Raw genomic sequence first — 26,657 nt, 5'->3', positions numbered from 1 at the left:
TCCACCCCGCCGAGCGGTTCACCCGAAGAGAAGTCGACTGAGTTTCCGAAACGAGAAAAAACTTCGCATTTTACTTGTATATGAACTTAGAAAGCAGAGCGCAGCTCGCTCTTAGCTAGAGGCACTAGTGCCACTAGGAATACTAGCTCCCCTCTAATAATCTCTAATCTCTAACCTCTAATCTCTAACCTCTAAAGTCTAATCTCTCTCCTCACTAATTGCTATCTTTGTCGTGCATAACGACTGATGACACTATGGATACAAGAAGACAACAGAAGATAGCACGACTGATACAAAAGGAGATGGGAGAGATCTTTCGCCCACTGACACAACAGCTGCGTGGGGTGCTGGTGAGCGTCACCCTAGTGCGTGTCACCTCCGACCTGAGCAAGGCTTACATTTACCTAAGTATCTTCCCCTCGGAGCGTGCTGACGAATTACTTAAGTACATACAGGACAACGCTGGTAGCTACCGCTATGAGCTGGGACAGCGCACGGGCAAGCAGCTACGCATCATCCCCGAGCTGGAGTATCGTATAGATGACTCGCTAGACTATCTGGAGCGTATCGACAAGTTACTAGAGGAATAACTTCCCCACGCTCGCATACTTTTTCGCTAGCTCCACACGATGCGTCTGCCTCTCTTTATCGCTTGGCGATACCTCTTTGCTCACAAGAAGCTCGGTGCTATTAATATAGTCACCCGCGTGAGCGTGCTGGCCATCGCCGTGGTGTCGATGACGATGATCTGCGTGCTATCCATCTATAATGGTTACGAGCAGATGATCCTTGACAAGGTGGTCGGACTAGATCCACAGCTACTGATCACGAAGGGGGACGAAGCGCCCCTAGACCAAGGCGTGGTGACCCAAGAAATCCGTTCGATAAAGGGAATCAAATCGATAGCTCCGCTCGTATGGGGCGAGGGTCTGGTGAGTCGTATGGAGGGCGAGAGCTTCTCCGCGGCGCATCTATACGGTGTCGACAGCACCTATCTGCGCATCTCTAATATGGAGCGCTACCTATACAGTGGCGACATAGCGATACACCCTGGACAATACAATCTAGGTGCCTCGATAGCGCTCAACCTAAACACGATAGCGCACGACACAGATCCGCTCGTCATCACGCTCCCTAAGCGCAAGGGTTACATCAATCCGATCATGCCGATGACTTCGCTGCGGCGATCGCAGGGAGTACCCGTGTCGGTGCTTTTTACAGACAATGTGGTCTACGACAACTCGATCTTTATCCCGCTCTCTGAGCTACGTTCGCTACTGATGCTTGACGAAAACCAAGCGCACGGTCTGGCTCTACAGCTAGATGAGGGAGCAGATGAGGGGGCTATCCAGAAAGCTATAGCGACGAAGCTGGGTGAGGAGTACCTCGTTCGCAACCGACCTGAGCAGCAGCCGCACTTGATGCGCCTTGTGGCTATCGAAAAGTGGATCACGTCGCTCATCTTTGCCTTTATCCTCTTACTAGCTGCCTACAATGTGATGGCTAGCATCTCGATGCTCCTCATATCGAAGCAGGAGGATATAGCGATCCTCCACGCACTCGGCGAGACGCCACGGGAGATCAGACGTACCTTCCAGCTGGAGGGACTGATGGTGACACTCATCGGTGCTGTCGGTGGTATAGCTGTCGGCATCGTCCTCTGCTTGCTACAGATGCGCTTTGGGTGGCTTACGATGGATCTCGTTGTGGAGTCGCAGCCTTACCCAGTAGCTGTACGACTGACGGATCTACTGGTAGTGCTCTTACTGGTCTTTGCCGTTGGGTACCTAGCGGCTGTCTATCCCGTACGCAAGTTGATCGCTCACCGCAACGCTTCACGCTAATACTATGACAAATCAAGCTAATACTCCTGGTCTACTGCCTGACGTACCTGAGTACACGGCTCAGATCATACATCTATGGATCGCCGAGGAGAGTATACGTATCCTCACGCGACAGCAACAACCTCTGGGGCTACTCCAGCAACATCTGATGCAGTCCGATCCTCTCCGACAAGGTCTGATGAAAGAGCTACTCAGCGAGGAGTCGGTCGCACAGATCCTCAGCGGTCAGCATGCTCCCGTCACGAAGCAGCTACTTGCTGAGTGCGAAGCGATACACAAGAAGGTGAGCCAAGATGAGCGCAACATAGTCTACCAAGGGTGCTACATACTAGTCCTGCCGACGATCGTTGCCTTTAGAGCGAAGGATCCACATGCTAAGGAGATGGGCGAGATAGAGATCCTCTGCACGATCCTCTACAACGCCACCATGCAGGGACTCATAGGGAGCAGCACGGCAGGAGCTGAGCACTCCCCTACCGACACGCGTGTTTATCAGCAGATTAGCGCACTCTTTGCACTACTTGATCAGGAGTACCATCGCAAGCATCACCAGGAGGAGTCACAAGAGAAGCCACAGTCATGAGCAGAGGTCGCATCATCTTACTCGGTGCCTCGGGACAGCTAGGGCGCAGTATCACACGAGAGCTGGCAGAGCGTGATAATCCCTACGAACTGGCTAGCTACACGCATGAGCAGCTCGACTACACCGACACAGAGACTGTATCCCGAGCGATCAAGCTCTGGGAAGAGCAGGCTGTCGCTTACGACTGGACAATGGTGGTCAACTGTGCTGCCTTCACACAGGTAGACCTAGCCGAAGATCCGGTACACTATCGTGATCTCTTAGCACTCAATGCGCTACTGCCGGCACAGCTAGCGGAGAGCCATCTGCCGATCATACAGATTAGCACAGACTATGTCTTCGACGGAAAGCAGGGTACACCCTATCACGAGGAGGATAGGACCAATCCACAGAGTCTCTACGGTCGCACCAAGCGTCAGGGAGAGCTAGCACTCCTAATGCACCCGACGCATCCCGCTGAGCAGCATCTAGTCATTCGCACGCAGTGGCTCTGGGCTCCCTGGGGACACAACTTCGTTCGCACCATGCTACGACTGGCTCGTGAGGGGAAGTCGCTGCGCGTCGTCAACGATCAGATCGGTTCGCCTACGTCGGCACCTTCGCTGGCACGAGCCATTTGCAAGATCATCGCTTGCTACGATACGGAACGCACCTTTCGCACGCCCCTACTCCACTATGCCGACCGAGGTATCTGCTCGTGGTACGACTTCGCCTATGAGGCGATCGCCACACACCTGCCTGAGTACGACTTGTCGCAACTGACTCCGATCCCTACGGCTGAGTACCCTACGGCTGCCGAGCGTCCCGCTTACAGCGTACTGGCGACCGATAGGATAACTGCTTGCTACGGCATCACGCCCCCTCAGTGGCAAGATGAACTACAGATAGCTATAGACTGAATGCGCGCTAAGATAGAGGATCCACAACTGAGCCGTCAGATCAATCATCAGATCTTACGGCTCACGATCCCCAATATCATCTCCAATATCACCGTCCCGCTGCTCTCGCTCATCGATGTAGGGCTGGCAGGACACATGGCTCACCCCGAAGCTATCGGCTCGGTCACCGTGGCGGCTACCATCACCAACACAATTTACTGGCTCTTTGGCTTCATACGACTAGGCACGACGGGACTCGTAGCTCAGGCTTATGGCCGACAAGACAGCTCCGACATCAATCGTCAACTGGCTCGTGGTATCACGATGGCACTCCTCTGCACGATCGTCGTACTGATCATCTCCCCCTTTGCCACGCTCCTGAGCGGTGTCGTCACAGGCGGTGCTGCTGAGCGTCTAGGCGCAGAGGCTGAGCAATATATCCAGATCATTTTCTCGGCAGCACCTGCTGTCATGATGATCTATGCGCTGAATGGATGGTTCATCGGAATGCAAAACACCCGCATTCCAATGATTGCCTCGATGAGCGCACTGGTAGTCAACTTTCTCGTCTCCTATACGCTCGTCGTCTACTATCAGATGGGTGTAGAGGGACTCGCCATCGGTACCTGTGTGGCGCAGTATAGTCAGGCACTCCTACTACTCGCCACCCTACTCATTAGGTATCGCCATCTCGTACGTCATATGACGCTGCATCACTTCACCGATACGAAGGGTTACGGACGCTACCTCATCCTCGGACGTGATCTGATGCTCCGCTCCTTGCTGCTCAGCAGTATCACGCTCTTCTTCACCTATGCCGGTGTGCGTGAGGGTGCGATCGCTGTAGGAGCTAATGCGTTGCTGATGCAGTTCTTCAGTATCTTCAGTTACTTTATGGATGGCTTTGCCTACGCTGGTGAGTCGCTCTCAGGGCGCTACTTCGGAGCGGGTCGTATAGACCTACTTAACGCAGTGATAGGTCGTCTCTTTGCCATAGGCATCGTCCTCTCACTCCTAGCTGCGCTCCTCTTTGCGCTCTATCCTGATGGCTTGCTCCGCTTCTTGAGTAGCCACGACGAGATCATCGCTTACGCTAGGCAGTATCATCTCTGGGCAGCACTGATCCCACTGGTAGGCTTCGGTGCTTTCCTCTGGGATGGTATCTACGCAGGCACGACCCGCTCGGCAGGTCTCAAGTGGTCTATGATAGGGTCTAGTATAGTCTTCTTTGCACTCTACTATCTGCTCTATAATTCGCTCGGTATGACCGCCTTGTGGGTCGCTTTCGACAGCTATCTACTAGTACGTACAGCGATCCTTACGATGATCTGGTATAGGCGTCCGCTGAGGGTGTCAACAAGCTGTTCATAACCCCCATTATTCTGTCGAAAAGTCTGTTCATAACTCATCAATAACTCACTGCTAACTTATTTGCTTATTTCGAGAAGTTGTATAACTACAAAAAGATTTCAATTATCCAAATAAGTTACCGTTGAGTTATCAACCAGTTTTGATCAAGTTATCAACAGGTACAAATAGAGAGCGAGACGACCGTAACTGCTCACGATCGTCTCGCTTTTTTATACCCTCTAAGTAGCTACCAGAGCCGACTAGAGCGGATTGGATAGTAGTGTCATTAGCTCTTGCACAGCGGGAGTTATGAACAGATTCGACGTACCATCATCATCATCATAAGTAGATATAGAAATAAGCTATACAGATATCATATATAGATGATGATATATGAGGTGTCGGCAACCGAGGGTCGCTACCCCAATGAGAAGAAAAAACGCATTTCCTCGGTGGCTATTTTTTATTTCTCACGTGGAAAAGAAAAATTCTCCACGTAGGCGAGAAACGATTCCTCGGACTTATCGTTTGATTCCTCCGAAGTTTTATTTCTCTCCTACGTGGAGAATTTTTTGTTTCTACCGAGCTATTTGCAAATCCCTACGTAGGAATTTACTCGTCCAGTCGAAAGGTGTCGGGAGCGTGACTAGAATTTGTACTGAGCTCCCAAGGTCACCATATGCAGTGGCTTGGCAGCGACGAATGCTTGCTGCTCGATCTGCTGACGTAGGAAGCAGTCGTAGTGGAGCGAGAGGCGCAGGTGGTCTTGCTGTATGAAGTAGTTGACACCTGTCGAGAGCTGATGTGAGCGGCCCTCGGTCAGTGCGGTCAGACTATTTAGCTTGAGATCTTGCTGAGCCTTTGGGTCGAAGTGTCTATTGCGATCATAGTATGCGTACCGACCGAAGAGCTCTAGATTAGCTGGTGTGATGCGCTCTACAATCTGTGCCATACCAGCGATGAATTGACGCTGTACGAGGATATTATTTTCAAAAGTAGCAGGCGCCTTGGGACCCACCGCTAGGTTAGCGTTTTGCCATCCTGGCTGCAAGCCCATAATGCCCTCAGCGGTGAGCATCAGCTGTCCGCCTTGATGCTTGATCGTGCTGGTGAGGAAGGCACCGCCGTAAGCACGCAGCATGCGATCATTCTTGCGCGTAGCTGTTTCCTTGTCAAAGGCATAGTAACCATCCGTCGCTGGTAGATATCCGCCATATCCCGATAGTCCAAAACTTATGTTGTGGTTACTCCCTTGCTCCGTAAGTGCTAGGCGTAGAGCTAGGTCTGGGATATTCTTCATCATACCTTTTCCTCCATTGCCAGATAGGATAGAGAGTGTCGACTCCAGCTGCCACTGCTTGCTTGGGTCTAGTGCTCCTTTGTATCCGACCATCAGTCCCATATCGGTATCTCCAGGGAAGAGATCGGCCATATAAAGAGATCGCTCGAAGGCTGCTCGCTTGCTAGAACTATAAGGTAGCTCATAGCCGAAATCGATCGTTGCTAGTCCCCCCTTGACAAAAGCTCCCTCAGCCCAGTGAGGCTTGTACTCGGCATAGGCGTTGAAGATAGAGAGATTTTTGTCTGTGGCGTTGATTTCGATCTTGGCGCCCAGGTCACCATAAGTTGCTTGGGTAGCGAGTCGTCCACGACGTATTCCCATCCTCGTGGTGGAGTGGTCGTAGGGAGGTGTGACGTTGCCCACCTTGATGTAGTCTGCCTCAGAGCCGTACTGCGCGATAGCCTGCACGTATCCGCTGAATGTAAAGCGTACCTGCTCCTGCGAATGTATCGAAGTGGCACCTAGGAGGAGTAGAGTCAGAGCGAAGAGTCGCTTCTGCATTGTAGAAATCATAAGATTAGAGATTAGAATTTAGAAGTTAGAGATTAGAAGTTTGTGCAAAGGTAGGGATATTTGCACCGACTGATCGCTACTTAACAAAAGATTAATCAATGGCTGGTCTCTGGTTCTGTTGGAGTTAGAGCGACCATTTCGTCAGAAAGCTATATATTTGTAGCATTGGAACCATAGATTGACATGATAGATGACGAGACTAAGCGTTAACATCAACAAGATAGCGACCCTCCGCAACGCTCGTGGCGGAGACACGCCTAATGTAGTACTGGCAGCACGCCGCTGTCAGGAGTTTGGTGCTGAGGGGATCACGGTACACCCGCGACCTGACGAGCGACACATCACTTATCAAGATGTGAGAGACCTCAGGGAGGTAGTCACCACAGAGTTCAACATCGAGGGTTACCCCTCTGACTCTTTTCTCGACCTCGTCTGCTCTGTACGCCCTGAGCAGGTGACGCTCGTGCCTGACAAGCCTGATGCGCTCACCTCCGATAGTGGCTGGGCGGTGGATGATCGTCGTGACTTCCTCAAGCCGATCATCGAGCGTCTGAAGCAGGCAGGCATACGTGTCTCGCTTTTCGTCGGGACCGACCCACGACATATAGAGGCAGCCGCAGAGATCGGTGCTGATCGTGTGGAGCTCTACACGGAGCCTTACGCGTCACAGATGGCGCAGAGTGGCGATCCGAAGATGATTGTTGCTCCCTTTGTAGAGGCTGCCCAGGTGGCACACCGTGTCGGTCTAGGAGTCAATGCGGGGCATGACCTGAATCGTGACAACTTAGCTTACTTCGTCCAGCATGTGACGCCACTAGATGAGGTTTCCATAGGACATGCACTCATTAGCGATGCCCTTTACCTAGGCCTCGAGGAGACGATCGCACAGTATCTCAAACAGGCTCACTCTAACTCATAAACATACTCTTGTAAGAATAACTTATGTATCCTATACTTCAGATTGCTAACACAGTAGCTGAGCAGACAACTACCGAACCCGCTACGATGTCTCTATGGGAACTGGCGTGCGCTGGTGGATGGATTATGATCGTCCTCCTGCTCCTATCGCTCGTTGCTATTTACGTTTTTGTAGCTAAGTATATCGAGCTGCGCAAGGTCAATCGTCCTGACGACTCCTTTATAGCACGCATCAAAGACTACCTCCAGATGGGGCGTAAAGATAGTGCGATAGCTCTCTGCAAGGAGAAGAATACCCCCGAGGCGCACATGATCGAAAAGGGTCTCAAGCGACTCGGACAGCCTGTCTCTGAGGTACTCCCAGCTATCGAAAACGTAGGCTCCTATGAGGTGGGACGTCTCGAGCGTGGACTACCCCTTCTAGCGACGATCGCTGCGGGTGCTCCGATGATTGGTTTCCTAGGTACAGTGACCGGTATGGTGCAGGCGTTCTTTGATCTAGCTAATGCGCCTGGTGGTATCGATGTATCGCTCCTCTCGAGCGGTATCTACCAAGCGTTGGTCACGACTGTGGGCGGTCTGATCGTCGGTATCGTGACGCTTTTTCTCTACAACTACTTGGTCGGACAGATCAACCGCATCGTCAATCGTCTAGAGGCTAATACGCTAGACTTTATGGATGTGATCAACGAACTGTAAGCGACCGTGCTACACCACTTAATGCTAAGCTCATGAGTATCAAGAGACGCAGTAAGCATATATCTGTATTTAGCATGGCATCGATGACCGATGTCATCTTCCTGCTGCTGATCTTCTTTATGGTGGTCAGCACGCTAGTGGTACCGAATGCGATCAAGGTCAATCTGCCCTCCTCGCAGTCGACCGCCACAACGCAAGAGCCGGTGGCACGCATCACCATCGATGCTGAGGGCTACTACTACATATCCACAGAGAGTGCACCTGAAGTGACGATGCTACCTGTCGAGGAGCTGGAGGCTAGACTCTACGAGATAGGAGCGGCACACGACGAGGAGGAGGATCCCTACGTAGTCCTCTACGCCGACAAATCCGTATCGTATGGTGAGATCGTCAAGGTGCTCAACGCCTCGGCTACCGCTGGACTACGTATGATCTTGGCGACAGAAGCTTTACAAGATAACAGCACCGAGAGAGATGTCTAAGGTTCGCTATGATAGATGGATCGCTGGAGGTGTAGCTTTGCTGCTACATCTGCTCGTCGTGGGCTTGCTCTTTTGGCTCAGTATGGATGCCTCTGAGCAAAAGCACACGAGAGACAAGGAGATATGGATCTCCGTCGGTGTAGATCCAGACTTTGGCGACAAGATCGAGCATCAAGGAGACTTGGTAGCTGCCGCATCTACCTCTGCTCGTCCCTCCTCTGCGGCATCCAAGAGTGCACAGCCAGCGTCTCCTCAGCAACCAGCACCTAAGGCTCCTGAAGCTACCCCTACGCCACGTCCTACCCCTACTCCCGTACGAGCTACACCAACGAAAGAGAAGCCCAAGGTCGTGCAGAAGCCTACTGGACCCTCTGAGCGTGATGTGGATAACAAGGTCTCTGGACTCTTCGATCGTAAGAAGCCAACGGGCGCTGAGTCTGGTACGGGCAAGAGCGACGCAGGTAGCGGTGTCGCTGACAAGGGGAGGGCTGGTTCCTCTGCTGGATGGTCGCTGGATGGTCGCTCGATCGTGGGCAATGGTGGACGACCGGTCATGCCGACACGCGTACCTGACATACGTGGTACGGTCGTTGTCGAGATCACGGTGAACGCCGCTGGACAGGTGACCAACGCTAAGGTCCGCCTGCGTGGTACCAACGTGGTGGACAACGCACTCCGCAAGGCAGCTGTCGATGCAGCTCGCAAGACACGCTTTAACGCTTTGGGTGGTGTGCCTGATCAAAAGGGCACGATCACCTATCACTTTGATGTCAAGGGCTAGCTTGCTGAGCAACCTTGACAAGAGACTCTTAATTACCTACTAACTTCACAACAAATAGCATGAGTAATATGAACAATATACTAGTCTTCCTCGCAGAGGGCTTCGAAGAGGTCGAGGCACTCGCCATCATTGACGTACTCAGACGTGGTAATCAACCCGTCACCACAGTATCTATCACAGGCTCTCTCGCTGTAAGAGGCTCACATGATGTGACTATCCAAGCAGATATGCTCCTCGAGGAGCTACATAGTGGAGTACTCCCCAAGGCTATCGCACTACCTGGCGGTATGACCAAGCTCAACGAGTGTGAGCCACTCCTCGAGCTGATACGTCGTCAGCACGAGGCGGGCGGTACGATCGCTGCTATCTGTGCCTCTCCACGAGTACTGGGCGCTACTGGTATCGGCGATGGTAAGATGCGTGCGACCTGCTATCCAGGCATTGAGGAGCAGGTACCAGGCTTCGTCTTGACAGGTGCCGATGTAGAGGTGTGCGGACATATTGTCACAGGACGCGGTCCAGCACTGGCACTACCCTTTGCCTTCAGACTGCTAGAGGAGGTAGCGGGTCGTAAGACCGCCGAGCAAGTCGCCGAGGGCTTCCTCTATAGCCTTTAGAGATTAGAAATTAGAAGTTAGGACAATGACTAAGAGACTCTTCTCCATTCTAATCTCTAACCTCTAATTTCTAATCTCTAACCTCTAAGTCATCATGCGCGTCTTCTTCAAGTTCGTCCGCAAGGAGTTCATCCACATCTTCAGGGATCCGCTTACGCTGATGCTTCTGATAGGTATGCCCATCGTCTTGGTGCTAGCCTTCGGCTTTGCGCTCACCTCTGAGGTAAAGCAGATCGATGTGGTCGTGGCGACACCGACGCGTACGCCCTTTGTCGAGAGACTCTTCACACACCTTGACGAGAGCGATGCGGTAGGCTCCGTCAGCTTGATCACTCCATACAAAGATATGGACGAAGCGCTACGCACAGGAGCAGCGCACGTCATCATCGTCTTACCAAGCAACATAGACAAAGAGCTGCTCGCAGGCACTGAGCCTACCGTGCAGCTCCGTCTTGATGCGAGCGATCCCAATACCTCGGCACTCATCAGTGCGCAGGTACAGGGGATCATCTACACGACCGTGCAGCAGTATCTAGAGCAGTTTGGTGCGCTCATGGCAATGCGTATGGCGACCGTGAGACCCTACCAGATAGAGACCTTCACGACGCTACTCTATAACCCTGAGATGCGGGCACCCTACTACTTCGTGCCAGGCGTTATGGGGCTTGTGCTGATGATCATCTGCGCCTTGATGACCTCCGTCTCGATCGTTCGGGAGAAGGAGTTTGGCTCTATGGAGGTCCTACTCACCTCGCCCGTCAATCCGATCACCATACTGCTCTCTAAGACCGTCCCCTACTTCACTTTGAGCATCTTCAACGTGATCACCATCTTACTCTTGTCACGCTTCGTGCTGGGAGTGCCGCTGCTTGGGTCGGTGAGTGCTATCTTCTTCGTGTCGCTCCTCTTCATCCTCGTGTCGCTCCTCCTCGGTATGCTCATCAGCACCATAACGGACAATCAGACCGCTGCCATGCTCATCAGCGGCGCCGGACTCCTGCTCCCTGTAGCGATGCTCTCAGGCATGTTCTTCCCGATCGAGAGTATGCCGATACTGCTACAATACATCGCACGAGCCATCCCTGCCACATGGTACTCTATAGCACTCAAGAAACTGATGATACAGGGTCTCGGCTGGTCCTCGATCCTCTGGGAGTCGCTCATCATGACGGGCATGAGCATCGTACTGGTCATATTAGCGCTGCTCAACTTCAAGAAGAAGCTCGAGTGAAAACATCAAACCACGCCTACGAACTATGCTACTAGCTCTCATACGAAAAGAGATATACAACCTCTTCCGCAATAGGTTGCTGCTCGGCATGGTCGTCATGTACCCTATCGTCGTCTTGATGCTTCTCCCCTTTGCTACGACTACGGATATCAAGAATCTGCAGACCGTCGTCATCGACCACGACCATACGTCGCTATCACAGAGACTACAACAGCAGTTCTTTAGCTCGGGCTACTTTGTCAACGCTTGGCAGGGCAAGCTACCCCCCACCCTTCGGGAAGGTATGGAGCTCATAGAGGATGGTAAGGCCGATCTCATCATAACGATCCCGCCACGCTTTGAGGAGCAACTCATGCGTGATCAAAAGGCTCAGATAGAGGCGCGAATCAACGCCTTCAACGCTACAAAAGGTGCCGTCGCCGGAGGCTACACACAGCAGATCGTACAGCGGTTTGCCGCTCAGCTCAACGAGTCGACGGGACTGAAGGAGCTAGCTACCATACCGCTCCGCATCGTCGAGGTCAATCGCTACAACCCTCAGGCGAATTATAAGAACTATATCATCCCCGGCCTTGTCGCCATGCTCATTACGATGACCGCATTCATCCTCCCAGCACTTAACATGGTGCAGGAGAAGGAGGTTGGCACCATCGAGCAGATGAATGTCACGCCGATCCACCCGCTCATCTTCATGCTCTCCAAGGCGCTCCCCTATATCGTCATATCGATACTCATGGTTTTCTTGGCACACCCTATCGTCGGACTGATGTACGGCTTATGGCCCCAAGGCAATGTCGGGATGATGATCGTCGGCACCATGCTCTACGTCCTTGCCATGAGCGGACTAGGACTGCTCATTACCAACTTTGCGCATACGCAGCAGCAGGCGATGTTCTCCTTCTTCTTCGTCATGATGTTTTTCATACTCCTCGGGGGGCTCTTCACACCTATCGAGGGTATGCCGTCGTGGGCACGTGCCCTAGCCGTGTCACACCCCTTCACGCACTACAGCATCTTGATGCGCACCTACTACCTCAAGTCGGTAGCCTTCACCGAGCTATGGCGCGAGTTGACAGCGCTCTCTGTTTTTGCCGTGGTCAACGGTGCTGCTGCCATCCTAACCTATCGTAAGCGCGCTTAGCGACAAGAGTTGAGACTCGCCTCTCCCCTTTTTTTCGTACCTTTGAAGATGATCTGTCTGATCCATGGACTAGCGCTCATTCTGTAGATCAGCACTATTCACTATACACACACTTTATCTTATGAAAAGACAATACACCTTACTCCTACTCCTGGCTATGACTCTGCTAGGAGTAGCTACACAGACGAAGGCTCAGACACCGCTCATGGAGCCCAGCATCGATCTAACCTTCATCACCGATGACGAAAACGCCTCGCTCCTCATAGGTGTCGTCGCTCCCGTAGACGGCTGCTGGATAGACCTCAATGGTGACGGTCAGTGCCAGGACAATGAGAAGATCCAAAAGGGAACCGAAAAGAGACCTATCGACCTGCCCAAAGATCTGACCAAGACGACTATCTATGGTCCCATCACCTACCTCAATCTCAATAAGACAGCACTCACCGCTATCGATCTCTCCAAGATCAATACCCTTAAGGAGCTATGGTGCTACCAGACAGGGATCATGGAGCTCGACGTCACTGGGCAGACTGATCTTGAGAAGCTCTTTTGCCACTCAAATATGATTAAGAAGCTAGACCTCTCGCAGAATCCTAAGCTCAGAGAGCTCGGTGTGCAGAATTCTATGCTCACGGCGATAGACCTCTCTAAGCTGCCAGAGCTTGAGGTGGCTGTGCTCAGTGGTAACAAACTCGGCACACTCGATCTAACACACAATCCTAAGCTAAGGATACTCTACTGCGAAAAGACCGAGCTCACCTCACTAGACCTCTCTAAGTGTCCCGACCTCACCTTCGTACAGTGCAGTATGAATTATGATCTCAAGACCGTAGATCTCTCTATGCTACCCAAGCTAGAGGTCTTCAAGGCTGACCTAATAGGTATGAAGTCACTAGACGTCTCTCACAACCCCAAGCTCAAGCAGCTACACCTCGGGGGTAATAATCTGACCACGCTAGATCTATCAAACAATCCTCTACTAGAGGAGCTGAACCTCAATCTCAACAAGAAGCTCACCTCACTCGACTTCCTCTCTGGTCTTCCCGAGCTCAAGATGCTTGCGATCAAGAAAATCAACTTTACCTTCGATCCAGACTTCTCTAAGAACACCAAGCTCGAGTACATCAATATGGCTAATTGTGGATTTAAGAAGCTCGATCTCTCGCACAATCCTATGATAAATAAGCTCTTCTGCGAGAGGAATGAGCTTACCGAGCTAGATCTGACGAAGACACCTAAACTACTAGACTTCATCGCCTTTGAGAACAACCTCACCTCGCTAGACTTCTCAGCCTGTAAGCAGCTTCAGTACGCCGACATCTCCGTCAACGCCATCGATGAGCATGCCATGCAGGTCATTGTGGAGTCGATCCCTAAGTTCAAGCTACTAGATCCGACATTCCTCGCTGCAGGCCGATTTATCGCCATCGACATAGCAGAGGGAGAGGAGAAAAACGACATCACCGATAGACAAGTCAAGGTAGCTACCGGCAAGGGCTGGGAGCTCATGAATGGTAATGCTGGTGACCCACAGCCATATCCTGGTAGAAGTACCGTCTCCGTGACACAACTCGCTACGACAGAGACAGCTATCTACTACAACTCCGCAGACGAGCGCCTCTATGTACGTCTCGCTGAGACCATGCCTGCTACCCTACTGAAGGTCTATGCAGCCTCTGGCGAGGAGCTCCTGAGCGAAGTGTACGACCAAGACGATAGCTCTATCTACGTAGGCTATCTACCACAAGGAGCCTACATCGTACAGGTAGGAGACACCACCTACAAATTTGTCAAGAGGTAGCAAACCCTCACCGCCTATAGTCCAAAATCATGCGATAGGCGTCAGGAGAGCGTCACAAGAAGTGACAGCTTCCACAGATAGCCACGTGAGAAATCTCAAATTCTCACGTGGCTATTTTTTATTTTCCACGTGGGCGCGAAACGATTCCTCCGACATATCATTTGATTCCTCCGAAGTTTCATTTCTTCCCCACGTGGATATTTTTTCTTCCCCACGTGGGGATTTGGAAATATCCACGTGGAGGAGCTTAGATATTAGAAATTAGAGGTTAGAGGGGAGCTAGTTTTTCTAGAGGTACTAGTATTTCTAGTGGCACCAGTGCCTCTAGCTAACTACGAACCGCGTCCCTACAGATCGAGGTTACAGCGTTTGATGAATGGAATTGTCGTGCTGACGTAGCTTGTGTAGGGGCGGACCTACGTGTCCGCCCGCAGAATAGACTGCGCTCAGGTGAGGACGGGCGGACACACAGGTCCGCCCCTACGGTGGAAGCTTCCACCCCGCCGAGCGGTTCACCCGAAGAGAAGTCGACTGAGTTTCCGAAACGAGAAAAAACTTCGCATTTTACTTGCATATAAACTTAGAAAGCTGGTCGACAGCTTTCTTGGATCTAAAAAAACGCTTCATGAAGTTTTTTATATATTTGCAGGTGTGTTATACTTGGCTCTGGGATGTACTCAACGCTGAGGCGAGTAGCTCCGTAGTCTACACACTGTATTATCTTGTTGCAACGAGAGGAGATACCGTTTTTGTAGCAATGTGACAGGGCTAAAAGAACAACCACCATGCATACTAATCAATCTAAATACAACTAGTTATGGTAAGACATTTACTCATTCTGGCCACCACGCTACTCTTGTCTGTGACAAGTGCATGGGCACAGACCAGTGGCAAGACAGGATCCCTCTCGTGGGATTACAACGAAGAGACAGCTACTCTGACTCTTTCTGGAACTGGAGATATGCCCAACTATGGGCTAGGCGAAGCTCCATGGGGGGAGTTTCTAGAGCAAATCGAGACCATTACGATCTCGTCAGGGATTACAACGATCGGAGACAACGCATTCAGTAATTGCGTCCGACTGACCAATCTCAACCTTCCAGATGACCTTAGGCGCATTGGCAAGAGTTCGTTCCTCGAATGTATCAGTCTACAGAGTATTATACTCCCGCCTAGTCTCAAGGAGATTGGTGATGGGGCTTTTGAGAGTTGCGAAAAGCTTGAGACAGTCTCTCTCCCCGCACAAGGACTAGAGATCATTGAGCCATTTGCATTCACCGAGTGTGTTGCCCTATCAAGTCTAGAAATCCCCAAGACTGTCACAACTATCGGTCGCTGGGCTTTCAGCGGATGCATCGCTATCCCCAAGATTGTTATCCCGTCAAGTGTACGATCGATAGGCGACAACGCCTTTAGTAGCAATACGGCACTCCAAGAGCTAACGCTATCGGAGGGGCTGGAGACCATCGAGGAGGCTGCTTTTAGTGCTTGCGAAAACCTGCCAGAGGTACTCATCCCAGCATCTGTAAAAGAGATCGGTGGAGGCGTTTTTGCCGATTGCTTCAAGCTCAAGAAGATCGATATAAATCCTCAAAACAGAGCCTACACGACAATCGATGGCGTCCTGTATACGGCAGATAAGCAGACTATTGTGCAGTACCCTGCCGGCAAGGAGGGGAGCAGCTTCGCAATACCTACCTCCATTAACAAAGTAGGTACACTAGCCTTCGCAGGCACTGTAGCACTGACCAGCGTGACACTACATGATGGTCTCAAAGTCATCGAAGACTATGGCTTCGCACGATGTGATGAGCTAAAGGCAATAGCTATTCCTTCTGGGGTAGCGGAGATTGGTAACGCACCATTTCACGACTGTCATAGTCTGGCAGCGATAGAGGTCTCTCCAGAAAACATTAACTACACCTCTCACGATGGAGTCCTCTACGACAAGTCACAAGTGTCACTAATCCAATACCCTGCAGGCAAGCAGGATACCATTTATAGCCTCCCCAAGAGCGTACAGATCATCAAGGAGTTTGGACTCTTCGACAATCAGTTTATTAAGAGTGTAGAGCTACCCAGTGGCTTGAGTTACATCGGAGATTTAACTTTTGGCTTTGACAAGAGTCTCAGTGAGATCACTGTACAGATGACTGACCCCAGTAAGATAACGCTAGGACTTATGGTCTTCTTTAGAGGATTTGGTGCCGTCCCATGCAAGCTCCGCGTACCTAAAGGGACCAAAGAGCTATATCAGCAAAGTGAACAGTGGCAAGACTTTTCGGATATTGAAGAGTTTGAGCCTCAGGGCGTTGAGATTGTAACGCCAGATCAACCCCAGACGACGGTCATATATGACCTTAGCGGACAGCAACTGCCCACAGATCTTCAGCAGCTCCCAGATGGGATCTACATCGTCAATGGAGAGAAGGTAATCAAGCAGACGGATCATAACTTATAAGGGTCTTCAGTCCGCAGCTTTCAAACAGTATCTCAAGACCAACGGCGTCGACCAAGACTACACCTATGACAGCGAGACTGGTATGGTCACGGTCTACAACGCACAGGGTGATATGCGTCAAGTACTCCTGCGTGAGTTTGACGGGCTCACTCGTTGCCTCGTACAGATCGTAGGATCACGATACTAACTCGATCTAGCACTACACTTATCTAGTAATAGATAGGGCTTGCTGAGTCTACTGGCTCAGCAAGCCCATACTTCAAAAACAATAAATCCTATGTCTAAACACAGATTACTTTCTTGTATGCTTGCTATCTTGCTGGGCTCTCTAGGGCTTGCAGCACAAGAGGCTCTGCCCCTGCATCCAGGCGTAGGGTCGGAGTGGTATTACGACATTGCCTCCTTGAGAGTCCCCTACGGATATGAGTATGGGTACATCAAGGTGGCTATCGTCCAGGATACAGTCGTAGATGAGATCCCCTGTCTTAAGACTGTTACGGAGTTTTATAACGAGCGGGGACATTTGTTCGATCGCAAGACAGGGTTGGTGCTTTATGAAGGTGCTAAGGCGTACGATCTATGCGATGGTAAGAAGTATCTCAAGTATGACCTTGATGCTCAGGAGGGAGAGGAGGTCCCCATCGGGTTTAACTATCAGCAGATGGATCCCCAAAGACACGGCATCTTAGGCGCTAAGGCTATCGTAGAGAAGCGTGAGCTAGTCGATATAGATGGTCATCAGCTGATACGACAGCACTACAAGATAGATGTTCGCTATGAGACAGCAGAAGGGTCGGTCGTAGACACCTTGCGCAGGAGCTTCACGCAGCTTATAGGCTGTGAGGAGCGAGATAACCTGCAGGGGATCTTCCCTCTTTGGTATGATCCTACGGGAGATACGCAACTCTTCGATAGTACTAATGAGAAGTTTAGATGCTTCCATAGCCCATCATTTGAGTACAAGGCAAAGTATGGAAATGATTGCGACTATGTATCTTATCCAGTGGCTATAGAGCTAGTGCAAAGGGCTACGCCAAGGCTTTGGATCGAAGGCGACAAGCTCCTATGGAGCGAAGTGACACCTCAAGTGATCTCCGTCTACGATATGTCTGCCACACTCATTCGCAGAGTGACGGTAGCAGACGGAGTCTCGTCAGCTGGACTAGACTTCCTCACAAAGGGAGAGAGCTACCTCTTTGTCGTAGAGGACTCTCTGGACCAGAGATATGCGCAGACGCTGCTCTTTTGATAATACTTTCTATTTGCCTGTAGGTAGCCGCTTCACCTGTAGGTAGCCACAATAGACACTAGGCGTAAGACAAGTAGTGCTGTACTCTGTCACTTGCAGTGAAGCTTAGCAAGCAATAGCAATGTGCGGGAATGTGCGTCTCGCAAAAAACTAGGCTATAAAACTCCCCATGAAGTTTTTTTCCTACATTTGTAACTGTGTTGCACTTGACACTGGAATGTGCGTAATTATCAGATAGTTATGGTTAATTATCAGACCTCTAATTACCATACCATAATTACAATACTACTTTTTTAGCAATGCTTTAACAGTGCTTGGTCACAAATGTTACCAGGCTTTAGTTCTTATATCGGTACCTTTGCGTCAGAAGCCATCAGAAATTTAAACGAAATCATTATGACAGAAAATAAGATGTTTTGTTTCCAGTGTCAGGAAACTGCAAAGGGAACAGGTTGCACCATTAAGGGTGTATGCGGTAAAGAGGCTGAAACTTCAAAGTGGCAAGATTTGTTGCTCAGCGTTGTACGTGGTGTGGGAACTATCCAACATACGCTGGGGGAAAATGCATCAAAAGAAGTTGCTGACTTCCTCGTAGATGCATTGTTTTCAACGATTACTAATGCGAACTTTGATGACCAGAGTATATTAAATAAGGTGGACACGGGCATTGCTCTGAAAAAACAATTGCTCGAAACAGCTTTAAGCAAGAACATTACTCTCCCTAATTATCAAGAAGTTCACTGGGGTGGCGAGAAGTCTGACTACTCTGAGGAAGGCGAACGCGAAGGAGTGCTTCGCAACGAGAACGCTGACCTCCGTTCACTGAAGGAACTTACCGTTCTTGGTCTTAAAGGTATAGCCGCTTATTATGACCATGCGACTCGTTTAGGCGAAACGAATGAAGAGATTATTGCTTTCATGTGCAAGGCTCTTGCCACGATTACTGCTCCAGATGCAGATAAGGAAACACTTCTTGGCATCGTACTCGAAACAGGTAAATATGGTGTAGACGTAATGGCATTGCTCGATAAAGCCAACACAGAAGCATACGGTACCCCTGAACTCACAAAGGTTAATATCGGTGTTGGCAAGAAGCCTGGTATTCTCATTTCAGGACACGACCTTAAGGATATTGAAGACCTTCTTATTCAGACAGAAGGCACAGGCATCGACGTTTATACCCACGGCGAGATGTTGCCAGCGCATTACTATCCACAACTAAAGAAATACAAGCACCTTGTGGGCAACTACGGCAATGCGTGGTGGAAGCAGAAGGAAGAGTTTGCAAGCTTCAATGGTCCTATCGTATTTACTACAAACTGTATCGTACCGCCTGCAAAGAATGCAAACTATGCTGAGAGAGTATTCACAACCAACTCTACTGGTTTCCCAGGTTGGAAGCACATCGCAACAGGCGAAGATGGTAAGAAAGATTTCTCTGAAGTTATCGCATTGGCTAAGACCTGCAAGGCTCCACAGGAAATAGAAACTGGAGAAATTGTAGGCGGATTTGCACACGCTCAAGTATTTGCGCTTGCCGACCAAGTAGTAGAAGCTGTGAAGAGTGGTGCTATCCGCAAGTTTGTCGTGATGAGCGGTTGCGACGGCCGTATGAAGAGCCGCAACTATTACGAAGAGTTTGCCAAGGCTCTGCCAAAAGATGTTGTAATCCTCACCAGCGGCTGTGCAAAGTATAGATACAACAAGTTAAACCTCGGAGATATTAATGGTATTCCGCGTGTTCTTGATGCTGGACAGTGCAACGACTCTTATTCTTGGGCAGTGGTGGCATTCAAACTGAAAGAGATTTTTGGTGCAAACGACATCAACGACCTGCCAATCTTCTTCAACATCGCATGGTACGAGCAGAAGGCAGTCATCGTTCTGCTTGCCCTTCTGCACCTTGGCGTGAAGAATATACATATCGGTCCTACCCTTCCAGCTTTCGTTTCTGAAGGCGTACTACAAGTGTTGGTTGACAATTTCGGACTTGCAGGCAATTCTACAGTGGAAGAAGACATTCAGAAATATATTCTCTGACATACATGTCCCTCGATAAACAACTATCGAGGGATTTTCTTTTAACATACAACAAGAAAGAGTAAAGTGCATTATTCTTAAAAGCAAACAAATATGGAAGTATCAATGCACGAAATACTAACAAATAGTCCCTTTTTCAATGGATTAACTGCTAAGGAAATCAAAGAGCTATTACAAACGGTAACCTATAAAATAGTGGAATATCCTGCCAAGGAGATTTACACACTTGCTGGTATGCCTTGCAAGTATGCCGACTTTATCCTCAAAGGCGAACTGATTTCGCATATGACTGGTTTGTCAGGCAAGCAAGTGCAGATAAACCGTCTGAAAGCTTGTGTCTTGATAGCTCCAGCGTTTATTTTTGCCAAGAACAACGCTATGCCCGTAAGTGTAGAAGCCGCACAGCACACTACCATTATGCGCATGATGCCATCGGAACTTAAACATCTGATAGATACCAACGAGCGCATACGAATGAACTTCATTCAGCTTCTTTCGTCTATTGATGTCTTCCTCACCCAGAAACTTCGTATGCTATCCCTCTTCACTGTCCGCGAAAAGGTGGCTTACTTCTTGATGAAAGCAGCCAAAGAACAACAAAGCCGCACAATAAAACTCAGTAATAGCCGTCAGGAGATAGCCGACACATTCGGTATTCAGAAGTTCTCGCTATTGCGATGCCTTTCCGAATTTGAAGATAACGGTGCCATTAAAATAGATGGAAAACAGATAACTATTCTCGATTCAGATAAAATGAAATAGGAGAAACAAAAGTTATAATTGCAACGACTAAGTCCGTTTATAGTACTTGTGGCAATTACTGTCTATGATAGCTATGCTATATGCCAACGATAAATCAGTCGACTGTTTTTGAAAATTAGTCGACTGTTTTCTCGTATTTTCCACTCCAAAATGCAATTTGGAGTGGAGGCGAGGCAGGTCGCTTGTTTTTACTTAGGGAAATTAGTACCTTTGCCCCAAACGTACAGCTACCCATAGCTACAACGACATACTGGATGAGTTATAAACCTAGATCTATCAGACTGCTCCTAAGCACCTTCCTGCTCACATTGCTCCTGAGTCAATGTGCAGCCAAGAGTCCCAGCGGTATGACCTTCAAGCATCCCGTACTGAAGCGTCCCCCCATACATCGTGTAGGAGGAGATAAAAAAGCCCAGACGGCACACGACGAATTGGTCGCTGACTTGATCGATACGGGCAAGGAACTACTAGGCAAGCCTTACGGTTATAGAGGTAATCTGCCCTGGCGCATGGACTGCTCGGGCTTCGTATCATACGTTTACTCACGATATGGCATCACCGTGCCACGTGGATCCGCTACACAAGCAAACTATGTCAAGAGGATCAAAAGAGAGGAGGTGCTACCTGGGGATCTGCTCTTCTTCAAGGGTCGTAATCGCAATAGCGGTCGTGTGGGGCATGTGGCGATGGTCATTGATGTCGTCGACGGCGATCTTGTCATGATGCATAGTACCAATAGTCGTGGTATCATCATCGAGCGACTCAGTCGCAGCGCTTACTTCTCGAGTCGCTATCTAAGCGCTGGGCGTGTGCCTGAGATGAATAAGCTGATCGAGGAGGGGACGGTTATGGTTCCCGTACCAACGCTCTCGCCTATTGCACCTAATCACCAGATTAATCCGATAGATATAGATCGTGAGAACCTCCTACCAGAGATCCCTATTGCTGCGCCTAAGCAGTGGCGTAGATAGGCTCTCTGTGAGACTGAGCGATGCGGTCTCGCTACCATTGACATCTATCGCAATATGAATCAATACCTAATCGTCGGGCTCGGTAATCCTACAGAGGAGTATCGTGGCACGAGACACAACATCGGCTTCCGTATGGTGAGCCACCTTGCTGATAAGCAGGGATGGACTTGGTCTACGGCTCGCCATGGGGAGATCACTTCAGGACGCATTAAGAATGTTCAGCTGACGCTCCTCAAGCCTTCTACCTATATGAATCTGAGCGGTACGGCCGTGCGCTATTGGATGCAGGAGTTGAAGATCCCAGTAGACCATATATTAATTTGTCTCGATGATTTGGCACTTCCCTTCGGCACGCTCCGTATGAAGCCTGGCGGTAGTGCTGGCGGGCACAATGGACTCAAGCATATCACGGAGCTTCTCGGTACGGATCGCTATCCACGACTACGCTTTGGCATAGGACATGACTACCCGAGGGGTAAGCAGATAGAGTATGTGCTGGCGCAGTTTCCCGAGGGGGAGCTGGCCGACATGCCTCGTCTCCTGGAGCGTGTCGATGAGATGATCGAGAGCTTCTGCCTGATGGGCGTGGAGCGGACGATGAATAGCTTTAACTAGTCAAGCCATGAGCAGACCAGTACGGATCGATAGCTTCCTCTGGGCGGTGCGTATCTTCAAGACACGCTCCATAGCGCAGGATGCCTGTCGGAAGGGTAGGGTAGCGATCAATGATGTGACTGCTAAGCCAGCCAAGATGGTCATGGCGGGCGACATCATATCGGTGCGCAAGCCGCCTGTGACACTATCCTTTAAGGTACTGCAGACCACGACCAATCGTATGGGGGCTAAGCTGGTCCCTGAGTATATCCTCAATGTGACACCTCCTGAGCAGTATGAGCTGCTAGAGATGAAGCGTATGTCGGGCTATGTAGATCGTGCGCAAGGCCTTGGTAGACCGACCAAGCGTGAGCGACGGGACCTAGAGCAGTTCCTCCAGGCACCGGTCATTGATGAGCCACTTCTAGAGGAGTGGAACGAAGAGACGCTCGACGATGATGAGGAGCAAGACAATCCGTCGTCTGATCTCCTCGACTGGGACAACTGGTAAGTAGCTGCTAACGAGATGCAGTACACGCCTCGCATACTAATCATTCATAGAGCACTGGCTCCCTACCGGATAGACCTCTTCAACCATCTGACGAAGCGGTACGATGTGGAGCTATACTTAGAGTATGGTCAGCCTCTGGAGCAAGACTTTAACTTAGCACAGCAAGGGGAGCGCATACAGTTTGACTATAAGCTGTTAGCCCCTGGGGGTCGTTTCTTCCCTAATCTGCGTCCCGAGCTACTGCGTATCTTGCGCAAGCCGTATGACTTGATCCTCTGTAGTGAGTTTAACCTCCTGACAGGGATGCTCTACCTACTGCGTGGACGCTCGGCACGTCCCTTACCACGTCTTGTCTCTATGTGCGATGACAACTTGGTGACGGCCGAGGCAACTATCGCTGACTCTTCCTACTGGTCTAAGCGCTGGCTCCTAGATCGCCTCGATGGGGTGATACTCTGCAGCGATCAGGTGAGGGATCGCTATCGAGACTTATGCCATGGAGAGCTATCGAAGTGGCACTACTTGCCGATCGTCCAAGATGAGCAATACCTGCAGCGACAGGTCGCACTAGCAGAGGAGCAGACCGCAGCGCTACGATCCCGCTATGCTATCCCTGACGGGCGGGCGGTGATCCTCTACGTGGGGCGACTCGATAAGGTAAAGAACTTGCCTCGTCTCCTAGAGGCTTTCAGATTACTCCTCGACGAAGGGCTAGACCTACAGCTGCTGATGGTGGGCGATGGACCGATGGACGCGGAGCTGCGTCAGCAAGCTACGATGCTCAAGCTAGAGGAGCGTGTCACATTTGCCGGCAAGCAGCAGGGGAGTGATCTCTATGCGCATTACGGACTCGGAGATGCGCTGATACTGCCGAGTACAAACGAACTCTTTGGAGCTACGGTTGCCGAGGCGCTCGCACTGGGCATGCCTGTAACGGTGAGCGAGGTGGCGAGCTCCTGCACACTCATTCGCTCTGAGCAGGAGGGTTACCGACTGAACCCGCTAGATACGGAGGATATAGCACGAGCCTTGAGACATCTCTATGAGTTGATAGGAGAGCACCGAGATGAGGTCACGAGGCATTCGCTACTGCCCTACACTTTCGACCAATATATGTCGCAGCTAGACGGCTATCTAGATAGTTTGATCGCTAAGCGCTATAAGTCATGATACAACGATATAAAACTTCGCTCCCAGCTCCACTGGCACTCCTTGTCTCGATAGTCGTGTGTCAACTATGTACCGCTATACAGTGGTATCTAGGTGATTCTATAAGCTTCCAAGTAAACAAGACGATGGCTCTAGTCCCTCTAGTGGCAAACGATCTAGCACTCGTAGCTACCCTAGTACTATCAGACCGCATAGCCATACAGCTCCTACTCATCACACCCCGTCAGCGATCGCTCTTACTGCTCCTGCAGGCGTTACTCTTGGTACCGCTCACGGAGTTCTTTACGCTCAGCTGGTCTGTCTGGGCGCTCCCCGTGCTGCTCATATCGCTATACCTGCAGATGCTTTGCTACAATCGTCCTGATAGGCGCCAGACGCTTACCCTCGCCGGACTCATGATGGGCATTGCCGTGCTACTCTACCCCCCGTTGCTTCTGATCGTACCGCTGAGCTTGTCGCTGCTTGCCTTGATGAAGGTGCGTCAGCTACGCGCTTACCTAGCTTATCTCTGTGGCTTCATAGCGATCCTTTGGCTCGTACTGCCTACGCTCTACCTCTGGCAAGGTGCTACACCATTGATAAACCTCTATACGCAGCTGTGGTTCAGTGTAGATATGCTTCTAAGCCCCGCTACGCCCTTCGACTGGATAGGGTGGGGCGTTATAGCCCTGTTGCTCATCATGGCGCGTATCGGGCTAGAAAGCATTCGTGGAGGCTCTCACGTCGTCACCTGGTACCGACAGAGAGCGCTACTACTGATGAGTACCTTCGTCCTCTTGCTGGCACTCGTTCAGGCAGAGACGATGCGCTCTACGCTCCTTCTTGCTGTACCGCTGGTCATCATACCGATCACCCCCTGGGCGAGTCAGCTCTCACGCCATACGTGGCGCTACTTGCTCCCGCTGCTCGTCATCCTCGTCCTTACGATGCAGCTCCTTCTCGCAGGCCTCGTCGTCCTCTAGGATAATAAGCGCACACAAAAGGAGGCTGTCAACTAATATGACAGCCTCCTCTCGTTTTTGTTGTCTAACTTCTATCTAACCATCAAAGCGTTGCGCTCATTGCGCCTTGCTCGTGCGTAGCTCTTTCCAAAGATCTATGACGAGTAGGACGGCGACGACGCAGACGAATGGTAGTATAGCTGCCTGTGCCCAGGAGAAGTGGGGTAGGAGGTCTGTGCAGAGGTGACAGATATTGAGCAGTAAGGTGATACAAGCGAGTACAAAACTGACGATAGTACTCCAACGCTGCTTGCCGTAGCAGCTACAGAGCAGCCCGATGAGTGGTACTAGGTAGAGCATCCACCCCGTAAAGGTGGTCATGGCAGGGAGCATCTCTGTGGTCATCTCTTCCGTTGCTACGCTGAGACCAGCAAAGAGTGGCATCAGCTCACAGAGCGTGTGGAAGATGTATCCCATCGGTATGAAAGCCCATAGAAGGGCAGTGCGAGTTTGTCTATTCATGATTATTTAGAGTTTGATGATTGTATAGATACCTGCGGGCGTAGTTACTACTGGCTTACTGCTACCCTGTCCTGTAGCTGGGTCGTAGCTGTAGAAGCCCAGACCGTCTTTAGCGTGTATGCCGAAGTAGATCTTGCCGTTGTAGGCGATGGTGGCATTAGCACTCCAGCCACTAGATCCGGGCAGAGGGAGTATCTTGCCCTTGCCACTCTTGAGGTCTAGCTCATAGGGGACGAAGTCTTTGTTTTTGGTAAATGTCTTGTCGTTGGGATCGACAACGAGCGAAGGCTTCTCCAGGAAGAAGTAGACCTTGCCCTGATAGTAGGTCATCGTCATACCAAAAGAGGTGGGCTCTGCGCCATCAGCTTTGGTCACGGAGACGTAGTACTCCTTGTCAAAGTCGGTCTCGCCCTTTTTGATCCTCAAGATACCCTCAGGCTTGCCAAACATAGCACTGCGAGGTCCTGAATAGAAGTATATGTTACCTGCCTCGTCGAGGATGGCACTGGTGTGTCCGACCATACCAAGGCTCTGTACGCGAGAGTCCTTGATGACCTTCTCGACCTTGTCCGTGGCGACATCAATGACCGCCACAGAGGCTGGCTCATCGTATAGCTCCATCATGGACTTTGTCTGATTGAGACAGAGGAAGAGCTTGCCATCTCGCACGATACCAGTCCCAGCATCGGGATCTTTGTCAGGAGCCTCAGCCTTGGGATCTGTAGCAGCATAGGGAGAGAGGTCTATCTCGCCCATCTCCTGCATGGTGGAGGGGTTAAAGATGACGAGCTGACCACGGCTAGCGCAGGTCACGCCGTAAGCCTTCGTATCGCTGGCAAAGATGACCTCAAGGACGTTGGGAGAGCCTTTGAAGGAGAGTGTCGCAACCTCCTGTAACTTACCATCCTTCATCTGATACTTGCGTAGCGTCTGCTCGCCACCATAGCCATACATACTGCCCGACATGGCGTAGATGTAGTCGCCGTACTTCTCTAAGAAGAGGTGCCCCACGGGGAGGGTCTGTGAATTGTCAAATGAGGTCTGCACGCCCTCTGCGAGGTCGGCTAGGGGCGTGAGCTGGAAGGCATTCTCCACCTGTGAGGCGTAGATAAACTTGACTCCCTGCGTCTGCTGCGGAGTGTTTTCCTCCTTTTGACATGAGCTGAGTGTGACTAGCCCTAAGAGGGCGGTCATGATTAGTAAGCTAAGATGCTTCATCGTTCTATTATTTATTAGGGTTATAATCATCTTGAGTA

25 protein-coding genes are annotated in these 26,657 nt (G+C 50.6%); 22 read left to right on the top strand and 3 right to left on the bottom strand.

Annotated features, from left to right (window positions below; translation table 11 throughout):
* Positions 1-254 precede the first annotated feature (254 nt).
* The 5 genes from rbfA to PORAS_RS02345 are packed head-to-tail and all read left to right on the top strand — an operon-like array spanning position 255 to position 4,676.
* A complete protein-coding gene (rbfA, locus tag PORAS_RS02365) occupies positions 255-590 on the top strand; it encodes a 30S ribosome-binding factor RbfA (protein WP_004330663.1) in 336 nt (111 codons plus the stop codon).
* 39 nt (positions 591-629) lie between these two features.
* Positions 630-1,844: an FtsX-like permease family protein gene (locus PORAS_RS02360; protein WP_013760045.1), complete on the top strand. Its 1,215-nt coding sequence runs from the start codon at positions 630-632 to the stop codon at positions 1,842-1,844.
* Positions 1,845-1,848: 4 nt separating this feature from the next.
* Positions 1,849-2,427 carry a DUF4924 family protein gene (locus tag PORAS_RS02355; protein ID WP_013760044.1) on the top strand — a complete coding sequence of 193 codons (579 nt, stop codon included), beginning with the start codon at positions 1,849-1,851 and terminating at the stop codon, positions 2,425-2,427.
* Positions 2,424-3,326, top strand: a complete 903-nt coding sequence (gene rfbD, locus PORAS_RS02350) for a dTDP-4-dehydrorhamnose reductase (RefSeq protein WP_013760043.1) — start codon at positions 2,424-2,426, stop codon at positions 3,324-3,326. Before PORAS_RS02355 ends, rfbD begins: the two co-directional genes overlap by 4 nt.
* Positions 3,327-4,676, top strand: a complete 1,350-nt coding sequence (locus PORAS_RS02345; RefSeq protein ID WP_013760042.1) for an MATE family efflux transporter — start codon at positions 3,327-3,329, stop codon at positions 4,674-4,676.
* Positions 4,677-5,301: 625 nt separating this feature from the next.
* Here PORAS_RS02345 and PORAS_RS02340 read toward each other — a convergent pair.
* Positions 5,302-6,510 (bottom strand): porin family protein, encoded by a 1,209-nt coding sequence (locus tag PORAS_RS02340; protein WP_013760040.1) that lies wholly within the window; start codon positions 6,508-6,510, stop codon positions 5,302-5,304.
* 190 nt (positions 6,511-6,700) lie between these two features.
* Here PORAS_RS02340 and PORAS_RS02335 point away from each other — a divergent pair, with 190 nt between their 5' ends.
* The 17 genes from PORAS_RS02335 to PORAS_RS02255 all read left to right on the top strand — a co-directional run bounded on the left by PORAS_RS02335 (position 6,701) and on the right by PORAS_RS02255 (position 24,900).
* Positions 6,701-7,429: a pyridoxine 5'-phosphate synthase gene (locus PORAS_RS02335; RefSeq protein ID WP_013760039.1), complete on the top strand. Its 729-nt coding sequence runs from the start codon at positions 6,701-6,703 to the stop codon at positions 7,427-7,429.
* A 23-nt stretch (positions 7,430-7,452) separates the two neighbouring features.
* The gene (locus PORAS_RS02330) at positions 7,453-8,127 is read left to right on the top strand and encodes a MotA/TolQ/ExbB proton channel family protein (RefSeq protein ID WP_013760038.1); all 675 of its coding nucleotides are present in this window, start codon (positions 7,453-7,455) and stop codon (positions 8,125-8,127) included.
* Between the two features lie 32 nt (positions 8,128-8,159).
* A complete protein-coding gene (locus PORAS_RS02325) occupies positions 8,160-8,609 on the top strand; it encodes an ExbD/TolR family protein (protein ID WP_004330665.1) in 450 nt (149 codons plus the stop codon).
* The gene (locus PORAS_RS02320; RefSeq protein ID WP_013760037.1) at positions 8,602-9,390 is read left to right on the top strand and encodes an energy transducer TonB family protein; all 789 of its coding nucleotides are present in this window, start codon (positions 8,602-8,604) and stop codon (positions 9,388-9,390) included. The genes PORAS_RS02325 and PORAS_RS02320 overlap by 8 nt, the downstream gene beginning before the upstream one ends.
* A 68-nt stretch (positions 9,391-9,458) precedes the next feature.
* Positions 9,459-10,007, top strand: a complete 549-nt coding sequence (locus PORAS_RS02315) for a DJ-1 family glyoxalase III (RefSeq protein WP_013760036.1) — start codon at positions 9,459-9,461, stop codon at positions 10,005-10,007.
* Between the two features lie 94 nt (positions 10,008-10,101).
* Entirely contained in the window at positions 10,102-11,238 is a 1,137-nt protein-coding gene (locus PORAS_RS02310; protein WP_004330690.1) for an ABC transporter permease, read from the top strand.
* Positions 11,239-11,263: 25 nt separating this feature from the next.
* On the top strand, positions 11,264-12,379 hold the full coding sequence (locus PORAS_RS02305) for an ABC transporter permease (protein WP_013760035.1): 1,116 nt from the start codon (positions 11,264-11,266) through the stop codon (positions 12,377-12,379).
* A gap of 121 nt (positions 12,380-12,500) precedes the next feature.
* Entirely contained in the window at positions 12,501-14,180 is a 1,680-nt protein-coding gene (locus PORAS_RS02300) for a T9SS type A sorting domain-containing protein (protein WP_013760034.1), read from the top strand.
* 817 nt (positions 14,181-14,997) lie between these two features.
* Positions 14,998-16,641 (top strand): leucine-rich repeat domain-containing protein, encoded by a 1,644-nt coding sequence (locus tag PORAS_RS02295; protein ID WP_013760033.1) that lies wholly within the window; start codon positions 14,998-15,000, stop codon positions 16,639-16,641.
* 277 nt (positions 16,642-16,918) lie between these two features.
* Positions 16,919-17,890 (top strand): hypothetical protein, encoded by a 972-nt coding sequence (locus PORAS_RS02290; RefSeq protein ID WP_155811459.1) that lies wholly within the window; start codon positions 16,919-16,921, stop codon positions 17,888-17,890.
* 396 nt (positions 17,891-18,286) lie between these two features.
* Positions 18,287-19,930 carry a hydroxylamine reductase gene (gene hcp / locus PORAS_RS02285; protein WP_044211498.1) on the top strand — a complete coding sequence of 548 codons (1,644 nt, stop codon included), beginning with the start codon at positions 18,287-18,289 and terminating at the stop codon, positions 19,928-19,930.
* A gap of 93 nt (positions 19,931-20,023) precedes the next feature.
* Positions 20,024-20,692: a Crp/Fnr family transcriptional regulator gene (locus PORAS_RS02280; protein WP_044211199.1), complete on the top strand. Its 669-nt coding sequence runs from the start codon at positions 20,024-20,026 to the stop codon at positions 20,690-20,692.
* A 254-nt stretch (positions 20,693-20,946) separates the two neighbouring features.
* Complete coding sequence (locus PORAS_RS02275; protein WP_013760028.1) at positions 20,947-21,663, top strand: C40 family peptidase; 717 nt, start codon at positions 20,947-20,949, stop codon at positions 21,661-21,663.
* 54 nt (positions 21,664-21,717) lie between these two features.
* Positions 21,718-22,278, top strand: a complete 561-nt coding sequence (gene pth, locus PORAS_RS02270) for an aminoacyl-tRNA hydrolase (protein WP_013760027.1) — start codon at positions 21,718-21,720, stop codon at positions 22,276-22,278.
* A 7-nt stretch (positions 22,279-22,285) separates the two neighbouring features.
* On the top strand, positions 22,286-22,768 hold the full coding sequence (locus PORAS_RS02265) for an RNA-binding S4 domain-containing protein (protein ID WP_013760026.1): 483 nt from the start codon (positions 22,286-22,288) through the stop codon (positions 22,766-22,768).
* 15 nt (positions 22,769-22,783) lie between these two features.
* Positions 22,784-23,938, top strand: a complete 1,155-nt coding sequence (locus PORAS_RS02260) for a glycosyltransferase family 4 protein (RefSeq protein WP_013760025.1) — start codon at positions 22,784-22,786, stop codon at positions 23,936-23,938.
* Complete coding sequence (locus PORAS_RS02255) at positions 23,935-24,900, top strand: hypothetical protein (protein WP_013760024.1); 966 nt, start codon at positions 23,935-23,937, stop codon at positions 24,898-24,900. Before PORAS_RS02260 ends, PORAS_RS02255 begins: the two co-directional genes overlap by 4 nt.
* Before the next feature lie 96 nt (positions 24,901-24,996).
* Here the strand turns inward: PORAS_RS02255 and PORAS_RS02250 are convergent, their stop codons facing one another.
* On the bottom strand, positions 24,997-25,401 hold the full coding sequence (locus PORAS_RS02250; RefSeq protein ID WP_013760023.1) for a hypothetical protein: 405 nt from the start codon (positions 25,399-25,401) through the stop codon (positions 24,997-24,999).
* Between the two features lie 6 nt (positions 25,402-25,407).
* Positions 25,408-26,619: a DUF4374 domain-containing protein gene (locus PORAS_RS02245; protein ID WP_013760022.1), complete on the bottom strand. Its 1,212-nt coding sequence runs from the start codon at positions 26,617-26,619 to the stop codon at positions 25,408-25,410.
* Between the last annotated feature and the right edge of the window lie 38 nt (positions 26,620-26,657).

The sequence above is a fragment of the Porphyromonas asaccharolytica DSM 20707 genome, assembly GCF_000212375.1.
GTDB classification, from domain to species: Bacteria; Bacteroidota; Bacteroidia; order Bacteroidales; family Porphyromonadaceae; genus Porphyromonas; species Porphyromonas asaccharolytica.
The sequence above is the reverse complement of the archived record's forward strand: the minus strand, read 5'-3'. Positions and strand labels throughout refer to the sequence as shown.

Excerpts from the sequence above, each read along its gene's own strand:
- PORAS_RS02305 (WP_013760035.1), top strand. The coding sequence starts at position 11,264 with ATGCTACTAGCTCTCATACGAAAAGAGATATACAACCTCTTCCGCAAT.
- PORAS_RS02250 (WP_013760023.1), bottom strand. The coding sequence starts at position 25,401 with ATGAATAGACAAACTCGCACTGCCCTTCTATGGGCTTTCATACCGATG.
- rfbD (WP_013760043.1), top strand. The coding sequence starts at position 2,424 with ATGAGCAGAGGTCGCATCATCTTACTCGGTGCCTCGGGACAGCTAGGG.
- PORAS_RS02255 (WP_013760024.1), top strand. The coding sequence starts at position 23,935 with ATGATACAACGATATAAAACTTCGCTCCCAGCTCCACTGGCACTCCTT.
- PORAS_RS02360 (WP_013760045.1), top strand. The coding sequence starts at position 630 with ATGCGTCTGCCTCTCTTTATCGCTTGGCGATACCTCTTTGCTCACAAG.
- PORAS_RS02325 (WP_004330665.1), top strand. The coding sequence starts at position 8,160 with ATGAGTATCAAGAGACGCAGTAAGCATATATCTGTATTTAGCATGGCA.
- PORAS_RS02335 (WP_013760039.1), top strand. The coding sequence starts at position 6,701 with ATGACGAGACTAAGCGTTAACATCAACAAGATAGCGACCCTCCGCAAC.
- hcp (WP_044211498.1), top strand. The coding sequence starts at position 18,287 with ATGACAGAAAATAAGATGTTTTGTTTCCAGTGTCAGGAAACTGCAAAG.
- PORAS_RS02310 (WP_004330690.1), top strand. The coding sequence starts at position 10,102 with ATGCGCGTCTTCTTCAAGTTCGTCCGCAAGGAGTTCATCCACATCTTC.
- PORAS_RS02300 (WP_013760034.1), top strand. The coding sequence starts at position 12,501 with ATGAAAAGACAATACACCTTACTCCTACTCCTGGCTATGACTCTGCTA.
- PORAS_RS02295 (WP_013760033.1), top strand. The coding sequence starts at position 14,998 with ATGGTAAGACATTTACTCATTCTGGCCACCACGCTACTCTTGTCTGTG.
- PORAS_RS02320 (WP_013760037.1), top strand. The coding sequence starts at position 8,602 with ATGTCTAAGGTTCGCTATGATAGATGGATCGCTGGAGGTGTAGCTTTG.
- rbfA (WP_004330663.1), top strand. The coding sequence starts at position 255 with ATGGATACAAGAAGACAACAGAAGATAGCACGACTGATACAAAAGGAG.
- PORAS_RS02315 (WP_013760036.1), top strand. The coding sequence starts at position 9,459 with ATGAACAATATACTAGTCTTCCTCGCAGAGGGCTTCGAAGAGGTCGAG.
- PORAS_RS02355 (WP_013760044.1), top strand. The coding sequence starts at position 1,849 with ATGACAAATCAAGCTAATACTCCTGGTCTACTGCCTGACGTACCTGAG.
- PORAS_RS02290 (WP_155811459.1), top strand. The coding sequence starts at position 16,919 with ATGTCTAAACACAGATTACTTTCTTGTATGCTTGCTATCTTGCTGGGC.
- PORAS_RS02280 (WP_044211199.1), top strand. The coding sequence starts at position 20,024 with ATGGAAGTATCAATGCACGAAATACTAACAAATAGTCCCTTTTTCAAT.
- PORAS_RS02265 (WP_013760026.1), top strand. The coding sequence starts at position 22,286 with ATGAGCAGACCAGTACGGATCGATAGCTTCCTCTGGGCGGTGCGTATC.
- PORAS_RS02260 (WP_013760025.1), top strand. The coding sequence starts at position 22,784 with ATGCAGTACACGCCTCGCATACTAATCATTCATAGAGCACTGGCTCCC.
- PORAS_RS02245 (WP_013760022.1), bottom strand. The coding sequence starts at position 26,619 with ATGAAGCATCTTAGCTTACTAATCATGACCGCCCTCTTAGGGCTAGTC.
- PORAS_RS02330 (WP_013760038.1), top strand. The coding sequence starts at position 7,453 with ATGTATCCTATACTTCAGATTGCTAACACAGTAGCTGAGCAGACAACT.
- PORAS_RS02340 (WP_013760040.1), bottom strand. The coding sequence starts at position 6,510 with ATGATTTCTACAATGCAGAAGCGACTCTTCGCTCTGACTCTACTCCTC.
- PORAS_RS02345 (WP_013760042.1), top strand. The coding sequence starts at position 3,327 with ATGCGCGCTAAGATAGAGGATCCACAACTGAGCCGTCAGATCAATCAT.
- PORAS_RS02275 (WP_013760028.1), top strand. The coding sequence starts at position 20,947 with ATGAGTTATAAACCTAGATCTATCAGACTGCTCCTAAGCACCTTCCTG.
- pth (WP_013760027.1), top strand. The coding sequence starts at position 21,718 with ATGAATCAATACCTAATCGTCGGGCTCGGTAATCCTACAGAGGAGTAT.